Origin of the sequence: Undibacterium sp. TC4M20W (genome assembly GCF_049340245.1) — a bacterium.
Lineage (GTDB): Bacteria > Pseudomonadota > Gammaproteobacteria > Burkholderiales > Burkholderiaceae_D > Undibacterium.
This window is the reverse complement of record NZ_JBMPPI010000004.1, coordinates 337,131-353,332: the sequence shown is the minus strand read 5'-3', so window position 1 is coordinate 353,332 and position 16,202 is coordinate 337,131. Positions and strand designations below refer to the sequence as shown.

Annotated in this window: 16 protein-coding genes and 1 tRNA gene; 5 read left to right on the top strand and 12 right to left on the bottom strand. The window is 50.5% G+C overall.

Going from position 1 to position 16,202, the window contains the following annotated elements; translation table 11 throughout:
• Positions 1 to 15 precede the first annotated feature (15 nt).
• On the bottom strand, positions 16 to 444 hold the full coding sequence (locus ACO0LL_RS07945) for a Csu type fimbrial protein (RefSeq protein WP_422950335.1): 429 nt from the start codon (positions 442 to 444) through the stop codon (positions 16 to 18).
• A 383-nt stretch (positions 445 to 827) separates the two neighbouring features.
• On the opposite strand from ACO0LL_RS07945, the gene ACO0LL_RS07940 reads away from it, so the two are divergent.
• The gene (locus ACO0LL_RS07940) at positions 828 to 2,297 is read left to right on the top strand and encodes a histidine kinase (RefSeq protein ID WP_422950334.1); all 1,470 of its coding nucleotides are present in this window, start codon (positions 828 to 830) and stop codon (positions 2,295 to 2,297) included.
• A complete protein-coding gene (locus tag ACO0LL_RS07935) occupies positions 2,297 to 2,947 on the top strand; it encodes a response regulator (protein ID WP_422950363.1) in 651 nt (216 codons plus the stop codon). The genes ACO0LL_RS07940 and ACO0LL_RS07935 overlap by 1 nt, the downstream gene beginning before the upstream one ends.
• Before the next feature lie 109 nt (positions 2,948 to 3,056).
• Here ACO0LL_RS07935 and ACO0LL_RS07930 read toward each other — a convergent pair whose 3' ends face one another.
• The 9 genes from ACO0LL_RS07930 to petA form a co-directional block, all read right to left on the bottom strand.
• Positions 3,057 to 3,497, bottom strand: coding sequence for a response regulator (locus tag ACO0LL_RS07930; protein WP_422950333.1), 441 nt, complete (start codon positions 3,495 to 3,497; stop codon positions 3,057 to 3,059).
• Entirely contained in the window at positions 3,490 to 5,487 is a 1,998-nt protein-coding gene (locus ACO0LL_RS07925; protein WP_422950332.1) for a sensor histidine kinase, read from the bottom strand. Before ACO0LL_RS07925 ends, ACO0LL_RS07930 begins: the two co-directional genes overlap by 8 nt.
• Positions 5,488 to 5,788: 301 nt before the next feature.
• Positions 5,789 to 6,982: a S41 family peptidase gene (locus ACO0LL_RS07920; protein ID WP_422950331.1), complete on the bottom strand. Its 1,194-nt coding sequence runs from the start codon at positions 6,980 to 6,982 to the stop codon at positions 5,789 to 5,791.
• Positions 6,983 to 7,385: 403 nt separating this feature from the next.
• A tRNA-Thr gene (locus ACO0LL_RS07915) sits at positions 7,386 to 7,461 on the bottom strand.
• 58 nt (positions 7,462 to 7,519) lie between these two features.
• Entirely contained in the window at positions 7,520 to 8,011 is a 492-nt protein-coding gene (locus ACO0LL_RS07910; RefSeq protein WP_422950330.1) for a ClpXP protease specificity-enhancing factor, read from the bottom strand.
• A gap of 155 nt (positions 8,012 to 8,166) precedes the next feature.
• Positions 8,167 to 8,778 carry a glutathione S-transferase N-terminal domain-containing protein gene (locus tag ACO0LL_RS07905; RefSeq protein WP_110256517.1) on the bottom strand — a complete coding sequence of 204 codons (612 nt, stop codon included), beginning with the start codon at positions 8,776 to 8,778 and terminating at the stop codon, positions 8,167 to 8,169.
• A 151-nt stretch (positions 8,779 to 8,929) separates the two neighbouring features.
• A complete protein-coding gene (locus ACO0LL_RS07900; RefSeq protein ID WP_422950329.1) occupies positions 8,930 to 9,694 on the bottom strand; it encodes a cytochrome c1 in 765 nt (254 codons plus the stop codon).
• 22 nt (positions 9,695 to 9,716) lie between these two features.
• Positions 9,717 to 11,129 (bottom strand): cytochrome b, encoded by a 1,413-nt coding sequence (locus ACO0LL_RS07895; RefSeq protein WP_422950362.1) that lies wholly within the window; start codon positions 11,127 to 11,129, stop codon positions 9,717 to 9,719.
• The gene (petA, locus tag ACO0LL_RS07890; RefSeq protein ID WP_422950328.1) at positions 11,129 to 11,743 is read right to left on the bottom strand and encodes a ubiquinol-cytochrome c reductase iron-sulfur subunit; all 615 of its coding nucleotides are present in this window, start codon (positions 11,741 to 11,743) and stop codon (positions 11,129 to 11,131) included. Before petA ends, ACO0LL_RS07895 begins: the two co-directional genes overlap by 1 nt.
• Before the next feature lie 399 nt (positions 11,744 to 12,142).
• On the opposite strand from petA, the gene mscL reads away from it, so the two are divergent.
• Positions 12,143 to 12,562, top strand: a complete 420-nt coding sequence (gene mscL, locus ACO0LL_RS07885) for a large conductance mechanosensitive channel protein MscL (RefSeq protein WP_162043482.1) — start codon at positions 12,143 to 12,145, stop codon at positions 12,560 to 12,562.
• A 222-nt stretch (positions 12,563 to 12,784) separates the two neighbouring features.
• Here the strand turns inward: mscL and ACO0LL_RS07880 are convergent, their stop codons facing one another.
• Complete coding sequence (locus ACO0LL_RS07880; protein WP_422950327.1) at positions 12,785 to 13,546, bottom strand: Nif3-like dinuclear metal center hexameric protein; 762 nt, start codon at positions 13,544 to 13,546, stop codon at positions 12,785 to 12,787.
• A gap of 13 nt (positions 13,547 to 13,559) precedes the next feature.
• Here ACO0LL_RS07880 and ACO0LL_RS07875 point away from each other — a divergent pair, with 13 nt between their 5' ends.
• Together ACO0LL_RS07875 and ACO0LL_RS07870 are read left to right on the top strand one after the other, a co-directional pair.
• On the top strand, positions 13,560 to 14,735 hold the full coding sequence (locus tag ACO0LL_RS07875) for a Do family serine endopeptidase (RefSeq protein WP_422950326.1): 1,176 nt from the start codon (positions 13,560 to 13,562) through the stop codon (positions 14,733 to 14,735).
• Between the two features lie 6 nt (positions 14,736 to 14,741).
• Positions 14,742 to 15,416, top strand: coding sequence for a DUF2461 domain-containing protein (locus tag ACO0LL_RS07870; protein WP_422950325.1), 675 nt, complete (start codon positions 14,742 to 14,744; stop codon positions 15,414 to 15,416).
• Here ACO0LL_RS07870 and tatC read toward each other — a convergent pair.
• Positions 15,402 to 16,187: a twin-arginine translocase subunit TatC gene (gene tatC, locus ACO0LL_RS07865; RefSeq protein WP_422950324.1), complete on the bottom strand. Its 786-nt coding sequence runs from the start codon at positions 16,185 to 16,187 to the stop codon at positions 15,402 to 15,404. The two genes, ACO0LL_RS07870 and tatC, sit on opposite strands and share 15 nt — an antisense overlap.
• Positions 16,188 to 16,202 lie beyond the last annotated feature (15 nt).

The window sequence follows — 16,202 nt, the reverse complement described above, 5'->3', positions numbered from 1 at the left end:
TAGCGAGGTTTTACATCAATAGGTCAGGGTAATACTCACTACCTCATTTTGATGAAGGGGTGCAGCTACCTGACCAGCCGGGATACGACCATATACAGGCAGATTTTGCAGATTGCCATCACCGGTAGAGCTTATGGCATGGTTGTCAACGGCGGGTAGCGACTGCTTTCCACGTGTACGGTTCTGGGAAAAAGCATAGTCCAGTGCCGTACTCACGGTGCCCGACATTTGCGTGGCATCGGCTCCATTTCCCAGACTCAGCACATAGGCTGTGCCTTGCGAACAATTGACGCCGATATTACCTGCCTGCTCTACAGGCACGACTTCATGTCTCGCGGAAGAAGTTGCCGAACCATTCACAGTGCAAGTTGGCACAACCACTGCAGATACTGCCAGGCTGGCAGTACGATTTTCTGCCAGCGCTGGTGCAAGTATAGCAAGCATGCTGGCAAATATTGCCAATTTAGTTATCGAATTTAGCAATATTTTATATTTGTTGAAAAAAATACACATATCCTGGTATGAAGTTGAAAACGCCAGATCCTTGAAATGAACAGGTAAAAACATACCGCTTGCCGGTAAATTTTGCATTCACCGTCAAATAAGGATCTATTTTGACAAAAAATTACAAATAATTCTATAATTATTGCTAATATCTAATTAGCAATAAAGCTTTTTTAAGCATCGCATTTGTCTTATTTGCAATTAACACAAAGCAAATTCTCCAAGACATACGCGGATACCGTCATTATCCGTCATCTGCATGCAAAATCGCTCTATTAAACAATATTTTTCCTTCTCAAATCATGCTGGAAGGCAAGCACCTGATGAGCATACCTCTACGTGTTTTACTGGTAGAAGATGTCAGCGAAGATGCCGAACTGATCGTTCGCGAACTCAAACGCGGCGGGTTCGCACCCGACTGGCTGCGGGTAGATAATGCCAGGGCCATGCAAGACGCCTTGAAGCAGGCCAAGTGGGACATCGTCATCTGCGACTATTCCATGCCTGCTTTCAGCGGTCTGAAAGCATTGGAGCTGCTCAAGAGCCTGAAGCTACATATTCCCTTCTTCATCACTTCAGGCACCATAGGCGAGAACACGGCTCTGGAAGTCATGCGCGCTGGTGCGGATGATTTTTTCCTCAAGCAAAATATCACGCGCCTGCCTTTGGCCATAGAAAGAGAGTTACGTGACTCGGCACTGAGACGCAAGAAAATGGCCAGCGAAACTGCCTTGCGCGAAATGCAGGTGCGTTTTCATGCCTTCATGAATAACGCCCCCACTCCCGCCTGGATCAAGGACAAGGACTTGCGCTATGTGTATGTGAATACAGCCCAGGCCAGTTTTTTTGGCATGGCACCCGCAGAGATGATAGGTTGCGATGATTTTGACCTGATGTCGATAGGCGCGGCACAAACCTCACGTCATCATGATGAGCAGGTACTGGCCAGCAGTGCCAGCGTCAGCACGCAGGAAACCATCGCTGACGAAGGCCTGACTGCACGCATACTGAACATCACCCGCTTCCCGCTAGGCATGGATGAGGGCCAGCCCATGGTAGCCGGGCTGGCGATGGACGTGACCGCTGAGGTACACAATCAGGAACACCTGAAAGCTGCCAACCAGCGCTTACAACTGCTATCCGGCAGCATCATCGAAGTCCAGGAAAGGGAGCGCCAGCATCTGGCGCGCGGCCTGCATGACGATGTAGGGCAGTCACTGACTGCCCTGAAGATCATGCTGCAGGCAGCGCAAAAAGCTGATGACGAAGTCCGGCACACCAGGCTGCAGGAAGGTGTGGAACTGGTTGCCAGCATCCTGTCTCAGGTACGCACGCTGTCACTGGAATTGCGCCCGCCCCAGCTGGACAACCTGGGCCTGGTATCTGCATTGCGCTGGTATGTGGAAAGCAAGACTTCCAGTGATGGCCTGCGCGGCTGGTTTGAATACGAAGGCCAGATCAGCAAGCTGCATCCTGATATAGAAAATACCTGCTTCCGAATTGTGCAGGAGGCCATCACCAATATCTTACGGCATGCGCATGCAAGTAATATCTGGGTCAGGCTGGACAAGAATGAAAGCAATCTGATTTTGCGCATACGCGATGATGGCAAGGGCTTTGATGTCGATCAGGCCCGCGAGAACGCCGTGCTGGGTAATAGCTTTGGTTTGCTGAACATGGAAGAACGCGCATTGCTGGTGGGCGGCACGATGGACTTCATTTCATCACCCGGTGCAGGGGTGACCATCGATGTATTGCTCCCCTTCACACCTCACATCAGGGGGCTCACATGATGAATATACGTGTTTTGCTGGCGGACGATCATGCGCTGGTACGCAGTGGCATACATTCACTGCTCAGGACCATGCCGGGCATACAGGTAGTGGCCGAGGCGGCAGATGGAGCCGCAGCCCTGATGGAGGCAGAAACCCATAAGCCGGATCTGGCTATCCTCGATATCGCCATGAAGGGCATGAATGGCATAGAGGCAGTACGCCATTTCCGTGCCCGCTGCCCGGCGGTCAGACTGCTCATGCTGTCGATGTACAGCAGCGAAGAATATGTAATGCAGGCATTGAATGCCGGTGCCAGTGGCTATCTGCTGAAAGACTCGGCAAGCCATGAGCTGGAAAAAGCCATACGCCAGGTCATGCAGGGACAACGCTATCTTGATTCATTCCTGTCGCCACAGGCACTGGAGCAATACATGCGTCGTGTCGCTGAAAAAGGAAGCAACATAGAAATCCTGACACCAAGGCAAAGGCAGATACTGCAACTCATTGCTGAGGGCGACAACACCAAGGAAATTGCCTACCGCCTCAATCTCAGCGGTAAAACGGTGGAAACCCACAGGGCCCAGTTGATGGACCGCCTGGACATCCATGACGTACCCGGTTTGGTGCGTTATGCGATACGCATAGGGCTGACGACGGCAGAAAAATAAGGCCTGCGAGCTTAGCGCGGACGAGCAGATAAGGCACGCATCACATCTGCCAGCCATCACAGCCTTCAGCCAGCATTCAATAGCCCCGGGCCCCAGCACCATCCTTCACTCAGGATGGTGCCTTGTTGGTGACAGTCCAGTACAGGCCGACCTGGGCCACAACATTCATGAAGGCATCGAAATCAACAGGCTTGACGAGGTAACTATTGACGCCGAGTTTATAACTCTCGGTCACATCACTGCATTCTGCTGACGAGGTCAGTATCACCACCGGGATAGACTTGGTCTTGTTGTCTGCCTTCAGGTATTTCAATACCTCTATCCCATCCATCTTGGGCATTTTGACATCCAGCAAAACCAGCTTGGGATTGCCAGTCCTGCGTCTGGTATAAGCGCCGGTACAGAAAAGGAATTCCAATGCCTCGGCACCATCTTTGACCCAGGTCAGCTTATTGCCAAAATTATGCTTTTTGAGAGCACGCATGGTCATTTCTGCGTCGTCTTCACTGTCTTCTACCAATAAAATTTCTGCAGCATCGATATCATCCATTCTGTGCTCCTATTGGTAATGAAAAAAAGAAAGTGGCCCCCTGGTTCAAGCTCGACTCGGCCCAGATACGGCCACCATGCCGCTTCAGGACTCTTTGCACTATCGCCAGACCGACACCCGTACCACTGAATTCGCTACTGTGATGCAGGCGCTGGAACACGCCAAACAGTTTGTCGTAGTATTCCATGTTAAAGCCCACACCATTGTCCTTGACGGCATACACTATCTCGTCACCTTCAATCACACCGCTGATTTGCACTGCCGGCTTCTCAGCCTTGCTGCTGTATTTGATGGCGTTAGATAACAGATTGAGCCAGGCTTGCTTCAACAAGGCGCGGTCAGCCAGGGCAGCAGGCAATTTGTCGAGTATTATTTCCGGCGCATTTTCTGTCTGTTGCAAAGACTCATGAATGGCTTCCCTGACCAGCGCCGTCATGTCCAGGTCAAACTTATGCACGTCTTGTCGTCCGAGACGTGAAAATGCCAGCAGATCATCAATCAGCATACCCATGCGCTGGCTGTTCTTGCGTATGACAGACAGGTAGCGCAGTGCACTGCTATCGAGTTGAGCGGCGTAATCTTCTTCCAGCATGCGGCCAAAGCCATCTATCGCCCGCAAGGGGGCGCGCAAATCGTGAGAAACCGAATAGCTGAAGCTTTCGAGATCGGCAGTGCGCTCAGCGACACGTTGCTCCAGGGTGGCATTGAACCCACTCAAATCCTGATTAAGCCTGGCCAGCTCATGCGTTCTTTCTTCCACCTTCAATTCCAGATCCAGGTTTGACTGATGCAAAGCCAGCTCCAGCTCAGACCTGTGCACATTGAGTTTTTTCAACAGCCAGAATGCATACAGCAGCATCGCAAAGCCTGTCATATTCCCGAGAATGATGATGACGATAGTACTGGCGGTACTTTGCTCTGATTCCTGTTTTCTTTGTAGCAGCAATTGATTTTCAGCACTCCTGAATTGCTGCATCAACTGTATCAGGGACTGGAATTCCAAAGGCGTGCGGCCTTTTGCCAGGGCGGCATTGGCGCCTGTTGCCAATATCTTGCTGGCAGCGTCTATGGTTGGTGCCAGCCTGGCTTCCAGCTCCTGCAATCTGGCATACTGCGCCCGGTTATCCTTGGTCAGTTTCTTCAGCTCATTGAGCCTGAATTGTATATTGCTGACTAGATTATTTAATTCTTGCCGCTCATTTGCGGTCGCTGCAAGCGTCAGGTAAGTAGCCACCTCGTCCGACAGAATCTTGACTTCATAAGTGTGTTCGACCCAGGTATTGCGCGCATCCAGAGCACGCAGGCTGCCATAAGAAACGATCATGGTGGTAGCCAGCACCGTCACAGCCACGCCCAGGAAAACATAGAGATTGGATTCACCTTTGGCCAGCACGTCTTGCTCAGTACGCTCCAGCATCAGCGCAGCGGCAAACATGCTCATGGAAAACCCTGTCATGAAAGCCATGCGGGGAAATCCATACCAGCTATAGGCAAGATCCAGCAACAGCATGTAACCGACCATGCCCAGCACACTGATGGTCAGCATCACGCCTGCGGCGGTACGCGGTTTGATAAAAAAATTATTTTTGCCGCGCAGCAGACCCGCTCCACCAAACAGAAAAGCCACTGCGGTGTTGGGTGCCATGCGGCCGGGATGAGGATTGGCATCGCCATACCATTGATGAATACCATCGAGGTCTATGCCGAGACTGACATTGAAGAGATTTTCTATCAACATCAGGATGGCAATGACAACAATCACGGCACCGATAGCATTACGTGCCAGGGGTGCCTGCTTGGGGAAATAAACCGGCAACAAGAATGCCAGCCCGGCCAGAAAAAAACAAAAAGCCGTATAGAACACCATGACCGTGCTGCTGTAAAACACCTTGACCAGATAAGTGTTCTGGCTAAGCCAGGCTACCATAGTCATCGCGCCTGTCAGCAATAAGCACAGACCAATTAAACCTACCGATTTGAGACGCATCATTTTCCGACTCCCATCAGTTGCCTGTGTGGATGAATACAAATTCATCAGCAAGTTTCACTGCGGTAAATCTAACTATGCTTGCAATTCGGAATACAGATTTTCCCAATCGTTGTGGCTTGATGCAGACGGGGATAAATAGCATTTCAGCAATCTATTGATTGAGAATATCAGAAAACTAATGGTTTTTCAGGAAAATTTTAGCTGCCTGCCGGCAAGTCTCTACTTCAGCCTTTCAATGACTATGTATGTTGCAAACAGTCTGATACGCAGCGCCTGGGCAGCTTGCCTACAATCTCAGTGATCACTTGCCTGTTTTTAAGGCAGCCATGGCAGCACTTATCCACGCCTCATTATTTTCACCAACGATGAGCCGGTCTGGCATGACGCCATTTCCCTGTATCCTGTTACCTTCAGGTGTCGTGAAATATGCTGTCGTCAACTTGGCCGCTGTATCAGGACTGACTCTGCGTATTGTCTGTATGGAACCCAGACCTAAGGTCTTGCGTCCTATCAGCAGGCCGCGACGATGTTCTTTCAAGGCAGCAGCAACGATCTCTGCACCAGATGCCGTTCCTTCATTCACCAGCACCACAACAGGGAGCGTCGCCATTGCTGCTGGCCATTCACCGCTGTAGCTGCCCTCATAGTCGCTCTTGAAGTCACTGCGTTTTGCATAAACTTCTGAGTTAGCTTCCGGCATGCGCCCCCTGGAAGAATAGATGAGTTTTTCATTCTGCAAGAACAAGGCCGCGATCTCTGCCGATGCGGGCAAAATGCCACCAGGCGAGTCGCGCAAATCCAGTATCAGTCCTTTAAGTGCACTCTTGTTCCTGACACTCAGGTCCTTAAAAGCTGCGACTGTATCGACGACTATCTTGCTGGAAAACTCGTTGATGCGAATATAGGCAATGTCCTTTGCCAGCAGGGCTGACTTGGCACCACGCGTATCTGCCTTTTCGCGTATCAAGCTCAGTGAGCGCTCTTCAATTTCTCCATATCGTCTTACTTTCAGGTGTACCGTGCTGCCATGTGGGCCACGCAGTTTTTTCCCCACCTGAGATATATCCATTTCCTCTGTACTCTCATCGTCTATCGCGAGGATATAGTCCTTGATTTTAAGGCCAGCCCGGCTCGCTGGCGAATCGTCAAAGATGCCAATGATATAGGGCAGGCCCGCCCTGGAATGGAGATTGATACCTATCGAAGCATCAACACTATGTTCCCTCGTTTGCAGCTCCTTGAATAACTCAGCATCAATATAAGCCGAGCGGCCATCCAGGCTTTTCAGCATACTGCCATAGCAGGCCTCGAACAATTTTTTGTCATCAACTTCATTCACATAGTCTGCATGTATGAAGCCGTAAATATTGACAAACTTGCGCAGCAATTCTGTAGGAATAGGCTGATTATCTGCATAAGAGCATGGTGCTGCCAGGAACAGGATGGCAGCCAGGCAATTTCTAAAAAAATGGCAGATGTAATGTGATTGTTTCATGCAAGTTCTCTCAATAATTCTGTTTATTTTCTGCCTGGCCAGCAAACGGCAGCCGGGAAAGCATCACATCGTTAGGTGTGCACTGATGACGACGGGCGCGCAGTCATCATCCCACTGTTATTGCACGTATAATGAATCGGTGCTTCCAGGCAAATCGCCATGCAGGGATAATACATCCCGGACACAGGCAAGTATCAGCATAAGGCACGATTATCCATCAACAGCATTACCTGAGTTTCCAGCTATTGCCAAATTTTTAAAAAATCTATCCAGATAAATGACGGTGCCGCTTCACACGAGCAGAAGAAAGTGATTGAGGGCCTGGAAAAAGATATCTGCCGAAAAGCAGGAAGGGAGTAGAAAGAAAAAACCCACCGTTATTGCTAACGATGGGTTTTTAATTTGGTGCCGACTGCCGGAATCGAACTGGCCACCTGATGATTACAAGTCAACTGCTCTACCAAATGAGCTAAGTCGGCGAAACTTTTTTCGTTTTTGCTTCGTTGCCGTTGCATTCCCGAAGACCAAGATTATAGGCTACTTTATTATTTTTAGCGAGGGCTTTTCTGATTTTTTTTCAGATTTTTTTGGTTCTTCTTCAGAAAGCTGCTTTTCTACTGAGGCAGGCGCACTTTTTACCGATGCCAGGCCCAGCACAGGCTTGCTGATTTCTTCGACTTCTGCGACAACTGCTTCGCCTTCTTCAGGCGTTTCGCTGAGATCAACTTCAAATGCCATGCCCTGGCCGTTTTCGCTGGCATACACTGCCAGCACATTTTCTACCGGCACATAGATTTCGCGTGAGACACCGCCAAAGCGGGCTTTGAAGGCAACTGCATCATTATCCATCTTCAGGCTACTGGTCGCGCCAAAACTGATGTTGAGTACAATCTCACCATTCCTGACGAATTCCATAGGCACGCGCGCAGCATGGTTGACCTTGACCGCCATATAGGGGGTAAAGCCATTGTCGGTGCACCATTCATAGATGGCACGCATAAAATAAGGTTTGGTGGATATTTCTTGCATGTGTATACGGTAAATGCGATAGCTGCGATAGATGAAAATGTACTTTAGGTGGTACTTGCGAATACTGTAAAACTTACTCAAGCATAGGCGTAGTGCCCAAAAACAACAAGGCTGATATGCATCAGCCTTGTTATCTTATCCTGAAATTGCCTTGCTTATCTGCGCATGACTTTTTCAGATGGTGTCAGTGCTTCGATATAGGCAGGACGGGAGAATATACGTTCTGCATATTTCATCAAAGGTGCTGCTGTCTTCGACAATTCTATACCGTAGTGATCAAGACGCCACAACAACGGGGCAACGGCCACGTCGAGCATAGAGAACTCATCACCGAGCATGTATTTGTTCTTGACGAACAAAGGTGCCAGCTGGGTCAGGCGGTCGCGGATTTCTGCGCGGGCCTTGTCCTGTACTTTGGCCGACGCGGTGTTCTTGTCGTTTTCCAGAGTGTGGACGTGGATGAACAATTCTTTTTCAAAATTGAACAACATCAAACGGGCGCGGGCGCGTTGCAGCGGGTCTGCCGGCATCAGTTGCGGATGCGGGAAGCGCTCATCGATGTATTCGTTGATGATATTGGATTCATACAATATCAATTCACGTTCAACCAGGATAGGTACCTGACCATAAGGATTCATGGTCGAGATATCTTCAGGCTTGTTAAACAGATCAACATCACGGATTTCAAAATCCATGCCTTTTTCAAACAGGACCAGGCGGCAACGTTGAGAAAATGGGCAGGTTGTACCCGAATAGAGAACCATCATTTTTATAGTTCCTTAGAAACGATCAGGGCGAGGAGCCAGTTTTGCGCACCTCACCCCAGGGATTACACGTCCGTTTACGACGGAGAAAAACGGACGATCTCAAAAAATTCCGGGCTCATGCCGCTAGCAGCACAAGCCAGAAACCTTACATTTATTTTACTTCTTTCCAGTACGATGCGTTCAGACGCCATGCCAGCGTAGCCAGCGTAGCGAGGAACAACAAGACCCAGACGCCCAGACGCTTGCGTGTGCTTTGCGCAGGTTCGCCCATCCATTGCAGATAAGCGACGAGGTCGCCAACCGCATTGTCATACTCTATCTTGTTCAAGGTGCCAGGCGTTACCGTTTCAAAGCCAGCGAACTTGTGAACCTTTTTGGATTCATCATGCGGGTCGCTTTCTTCTACCATCTTGACGGTACGTGTACCTTGCAGTTCCCACAGTACATGTGGCATGCCTACGTTAGGGAACACCATATTGTTCCAGCCGGTAGGACGGGATTCATCCTTGTAGTAAGTACGCAGGTAAGTGTAAATCCAGTCTGCACCTGTGCCGTCGCCAGATGCCTTGGCACGGGCAATCACGGACAAATCAGGAGGCACTGCACCAAACCAGTCCTTGGCATCCTTGGCGGACAAGGTGGTTTTCATCAGGTCGCCGACTTTTTCGCCAGTGAACAACAGGTTTTGCTTGATCTGCTCATCTGTCAAACCGATATCTTTCAAGCGGTTGTAACGCATGGCGGATGCAGAGTGGCAGTTCAGGCAATAGTTGACGAACAGCTTGGCACCGTTTTGCAATGCTGACAAGTCAGTAGAACGATCAGGTGCGTGGTCCAGTGGGAACGTGCCGCTATTCGCCAATACCATTGCAGGAGCAAATGCCAGCACAGCGATCAGTTTTTTAAGTAATTTCATGCTTATTCTTCCTCGCTTTTTCTCAGTGCGCTGCAAATGTTACGCGCTTGGGCACAGGCTTGAATGTACCCATAGCACTCCACCATGGCATCAGCAGGAAGAAGCCGTAGTAAATAATCGCGCAAACCTGGGAGACACGCTCACGAACTGGTGAGGGTGGCTCAACACCGAGGTAACCCAGGGCAACAAAGGCGATACCAAACACGATATACACATATTTGTGCCAGTCAGGACGGTAACGTATGGATTTAACCGGAGAAACATCGAGCCAAGGCAGGAAAGCCAGGATCACGACAGAGCCGCCGAACAATACCACACCCCAGAATTTAGCATCGAGTGCGCCTGGCATCATGCCTGCGATAGCGATCAGAGCAATTGCGGCAATCGCGATCTTCAGCAACTGTGGCAGCTTGGTAGTCAGCCAGATCAGGGCCACATAAGCAGCAGCACCAGCCTGCACCACGAACAGGAACTCGGAAGTAGTTGCACGCAGAATCGAGTAGAAAGGCGTGAAATACCAGGTCGGGGCAATATGTGATGGCGTTTTCAGCGAATCAGCCGGGATAAAGTTATTGTACTCCAAGAAGTAACCACCCATTTCCGGCGCAAAGAACACAACTGCACTGAAAATTGTCAGGAACACAGTCACACCAAAGATATCGTGGAAAGTGTAGTAAGGGTGAGAAGGCACACCATCAACAGGGTGACCATCCGGACCGATGTTGTCCTTGATTTCTATGCCGTCAGGGTTATTCGAACCCACTTCATGCAAGGCAATCAAGTGAGCAACCACCAGACCCAGCAAAACCAGAGGAATGGCGATGACGTGGAAAGAGAAGAAGCGGTTCAGAGTCGCATCAGATACCACATAGTCACCACGGATCCACAAGGACAGATCAGGACCAATGAAAGGGATGGCACCAAACAGGTTAACAATAACCTGAGCACCCCAGTAAGACATCTGGCCCCATGGCAGCAGGTAACCGAAGAAGGCTTCGGCCATCAGGCACAGGAAAATCGCAAAACCGAACAACCAGATCAGCTCACGTGGCTTGCGGTAAGAGCCGTACAGGAAGGCACGGGTCATGTGCAGATAGACCACGATGAAGAATGCCGAAGCGCCGGTCGAGTGCATGTAGCGCACCAGCCAGCCCCACGGCACATCACGCATGATGTATTCAACAGAAGCAAACGCCAGATTCGCATCTGGTTTGTAATGCATGACCAGGAAAATACCGGTAACGATCTGGATAACCAGTACCAGCATCGCCAGGGAACCAAAGATGTACCAGAAGTTGAAGTTCTTTGGGGCGTAATACTTGCCCCATTGATCATTCCACAGCTTGGTCAGCGGGAAACGGGAATCAACCCAGTTCAAGGCCTTGTCCACGACAGGAGCATCTGCCGGAAGTTTTTTCTCAACAAATGCCATGATCAGGCCTCGCCTTTCTCATCTTTACCGATGATGATTTTAGTATCTGATAAAAACATGTGACGAGGCACATCCAGGTTTTGCGGAGCTGGCTTGTTTTTATATACACGGCCAGCCAGATCGAAGGTCGACCCGTGGCATGGGCACAAAAAGCCGCCTTTCCAGTCATCTGGCAGAGATGGCTGAGCACCTTCCTGGAATTTGGAGCTTGGGGAGCAACCCAGGTGCGAGCAAATACCTACTGCAATCAGGATGTCGCTATGTTCTTTGCGTGAGCGGCTTTGCTTGTCGCAGTACTCTGGCATGTCCATGGTGTAAGGCTTTTCCGATTTTGGATCGGCCACCTTGTCTTCAGTCTTGGCCAGACTCGCCATCATTTCTGGTGTGCGCTTCAAAATCCATACTGGCTTACCACGCCATTCAGTGGTTTGCATTTCGCCTGGCTTCAAGGACGAGATGTCCACTTCCACCGGTGCACCTGCAGCCTTGGCACGCTCGGATGGCTGGAAAGTGCTTACCAGCGCACCTGCCGTTGCCAAGCCTGCCACACCGCCCGCCGCGCAAGTGGCGACGAGCAAACCGCGACGGCCGGAATCGACCTGCTTTTCGATACTCATACCAACCCCAATCTGTCAATAATCAAAAACTGATGAAGCAAAACCCAGCTTCTAGCAACCTTAAATTATAAATGACCCGGATATGGTTTTAAAGAAAAAGATATCCGAAACGCCAACTTGCTGGCTTTTTTCAACAATTCAAGCCCGAATGGCATGTGCGGGCTGGCTGAATTTGCACTTTGAGCACAAAATCATAGGTAATAATAAATATTTAAGGCTGGAGAGAAAACAAAATTGACAAAAAACTGCAGGCTTTTCCCCTGCTTTGGGCATTAAAATCTGGATAATTACATTTTGTGCATGCATTTTTGTCGTTTATTCTGCAGCACAATGAGGTATTTATCTGCGCCTCGTCCCCTGTTTATGATTTATTTACCAGTTTCTCACCGGAGAATTTCTATGTCCATGTTGCATGAATTTAAAACCTTTATCAGCCGCGGTAACGTCGTTGATCTGGCTGTCGGCGTCATTATTGGTGCTGCCTTTGGCAAAATCGTTGATTCTCTGGTAGGCGATATTGTCATGCCTGTCATCGGCCGTATCGTTGGTGGACTGGACTTTTCAAATTACTACATACCGCTGAATGGCCAGGGCACGCATCTGGTGCTGGCAGAAGCCAAAAAAGCAGGTGGCGTTATCGCTTATGGTAATTTTGTGACTGTCAGTGTAGGTTTCGTCATCCTGGCGTTTGTGATTTTCCAGATGGTCAAACTCGTCAATGCGCTAAAAAAGGCAGAGCCTGCACCGGAACCGGCGCCAGAAGTCACGCCTGAAGATGTGTTGTTGTTGCGTGAGATCAGGGATGCTTTAAGGAAATGATTGCTGTTGAGGTTGCTATTGAACATAGCACCTCAGACTGAGGTGCTATACATGATTGGCCGCTCCTCTGTAGGAGCGGCTTCAGCCGCGAATGCCGGACAAAACTGCATGACCGATGGAATCAACTGATCGCGGCTAAAGCCGCTCCTACGAAATCAGGTGATTCCCGGATTGCCATAAGCTACGCGCAAAATATATCCCTACCCTTACATATCCCTAACCTCACACCGGATTATCGATATCCACAAAGCTGTGCTGCACTCCGAAAGTGTCAGCAATGAATGCCCCCAGACTCTGCACGCCAAAACGCTCGGTCGCATGATGGCCGCAGGCGATGTAAGCCACACCTGATTCGCGTGCCAGGTGTACTGTCGGTTCAGATATTTCACCACTTAAATAGACCGAGGCACCTGCCGTAATCGCCTGATCCAGCATGTTCTGCGCAGCTCCTGTGCACCAGGCCACCCGGCCCACAGGTGCTGCCGGATCACCGATCAGCAAGGGTTTGCGGCCCAGCTTGAGCTCTATGTGCAAGGCCAGGTCAGCAAGGGTAGCAATGGCTTTGTCTTCCAGAGTCCCCAGCCAGGCCAGATCATTTTCACCAAAGCGCCCATCGGCACTCAGACCCAGGCGACGGGCCAGGCCTATGTTATTGCCCAGCTCTGCATGGTTATCCAGCGGCAGATGGTAGGCGAACAGGGAAATATCATTTTCCAGCAAGAGTTTCAGGCGGCGCTGTTTTTGACCTATTACACGCATGTCTTCGCCGCGCCAGAAATAACCATGATGTACAAGGATGGCATCTGCCTGCAATTCCACGGCTTTTTCCAATAATGCTAAACTGGCAGTCACACCGCTGACTATATGTTTAATGGTGTTGCGCCCTTCCACCTGTACGCCGTTTGGGCAATAATCACGAAAATAATTGACTTGCAATTCTTTTGCCAGGAATTGCGCTAATTCGTCCCGATTCACTGATTTCATACTGATTCTCACTATGCGTCGTCTTTGGTTATTGTTTGCCCAAACTGTCACTGTCGGTCTGGCGCTCTGGTTCATTGTAACCACCTTGAAACCCGACTGGGTAAAAGCTGGCTATAACAGCAGACAAAGCCAGACCCTGAATGCCGGTGCTATCGTCAAGGAAGCGCCTGCCAATAGCGTCCCCGCGCAAAGCTCGTATGGTGCGGCAGCCAAACGGGCCATGCCCTCGGTGGTGAATATTTTCACCTCGAAAGAAGTGCGTCAGCGCCGCAACCCACTGTTGAATGATCCTTTCCTCAGGCGTTTTTTTGGCGACCAGCAAAACCCGCAGGCCGAACGCCTGTCCAGCCTGGGTTCAGGTGTCATCGTCAGTTCAGAAGGGTACATCCTGACGAATAACCATGTGGTGGAAGCTGCTGATGATATTGAAGTGGCCCTCGCGGATGGCCGCAAAGCCAGTGCCAAGATAGTCGGCACTGACCCGGAAACTGACCTGGCTGTCATCAAGATCGATTTGCCGGACTTGCCTGCGATTACCCTGGGCCGCTCCGACACCGCCAGTGTCGGCGATGTCGTGCTCGCCATCGGCAATCCCTTTGGCGTAGGTCAGACGGTGACCATGGGTATCATCTCTGCCCTGGGACGTAATAACCTGACTGACAACGCCTTTGAAAATTTTATCCAGACAGATGCCGCCGTCAACCCAGGCAACTCGGGTGGTGCGCTGGTGGATGTGAATGGTAATCTGCTCGGTGTCAATACCGCGATTTACTCACAGACCGGGGGCTCGGTAGGCATAGGTTTTGCGATACCGGCAAGCACGGTCAAACAAGTCATGGAATCCATCATCACCAATGGCCAGGTAGTGCGCGGCTGGATAGGTGTAGAGCCGCAAGACATCACGCCAGAGCTGGCTGACAGCTTTGGCCTGAAACAAAAATCCGGTGCCATCATCGCTGGCGTGATACGCGGCGGCCCGGCCGACAAGGCAGGCATGAAGCCTGGCGACATCCTGATCGCGATTGAAGGCAAGCCCGTCGGTGACACTACCCAAATGCTGAACCTGGTGGCACAACTGAAGCCAGGCAACAAGGCCAAGGTCACGGTTTTGCGTGACACCAAGGAACCAACACTGGAAATCCTGATAGGCAAACGCCCGTCAGCACGTAAAGAAGAAAACCGGGAATAGAAATCCATGCATTTGATTGACTTGCAAGCTTATTTGTCCGAACTGGGCGACAACAATAACCGCGCCTGGTTCGTCATGAACAAACCGCGCTATGACATTTTGCGGGCGGAATTTTTACAACTGGTGACGGAGCTGATCACCGAGATCAGCAAGTTCGACCCTGCCATCCTGGGGCTGGAACCCAAAAAAGCCTTGTTCCGCATCAACCGCGACGTACGCTTTGCGCATGACAAATCGCCGTACAAGACTACCTTTTCGTCTTCCATCGTCCCTAGCGGGCGCAAGAAGCCCAGCGAAGGTGGTGGGCCCGCTTATTATTTCCAGATGGATGGTACTGGCCGTCTGTTCTATGCGGTTGGTGAATACATGCCCCCATCAGACCGTCTGAAGGCGATACGCAATCACATCGTCGCCGACCCGGATGGTTTTGCTAAGGTCTTGAAGGACAAGAAACTGAAATCGCAGTTTGGTACTTTGCAGGAAGAAGGCAAGCTGCAGCGCCCGCCCAAGGGCTTCGATGCTGACCTGCCGCACATAGAGCAGATCAAGCTGAAGAACTTCATGGTGTGGACTGAATGCCCGCTCAAGGGCATGGATACTGATGAGCTGAAAACTACTTTGCTGACAGCTTACCGTAGCGCGATGCCACTGGTAAGCTGGCTCAGGTCAGCTCCCGTTTGATTCGCTAGATCCCGAGGTTTCTTCAGGCGCCTGGGTTACCCTCACAAACATGGGGGCGATCAGCAAACCCAACTCATACAAGATGCACATGGGCACAGCCAATGAGAATTGGCTGACAATGTCCGGTGGCGTAACGATAGCGGCGATGACGAAAGCGCCGACGATGACATAAGGGCGTATGGCCTTGAGTTTATCCAGCGGCACCAGGCCCATGCGTACCAGCACAACCACGATCACCGGCACTTCAAAAGTCACGCCAAAGGCGAGACACATGGACATGATGAAGTCCAGATAATTTTCTATATCCGGTGAGACGTTGATGGATGCAGGAGCAAATTCATTGATGAATTTGAAGACGCGGCCAAATACCAGAAAATAACAAAACGCTACGCCGCTCAAAAATAGTACTGATGAAGAAATCACCAATGGAGCGACCAGACGTTTTTCATGCGTGTACAGGCCAGGTGCAACAAAAGCCCACACCTGATACAAAATCCAGGGCAGGGCCAGCATGAATGCCAGCAACAAGGTCACCTTCATCGGCACCAGAAAAGGTGAGATAACGCCAGTCGCAATCATTTTTGAACCGGCAGGCAAAGAGGCCAGCATGGGTTGCGCGAGAAAATCGTAAATAGCCGAAGGCCCCGGCCATAACATCAAAGCACCGCAGGCGATGACCAGGCCATACATGGACTTGACCAGCCTGTCACGCAACTCAACCAGATGCGAGATAAAACTTTCTTCAGGAGCCTGTTCCGTGTGATCGCTCATGCGAATACCGCCAGA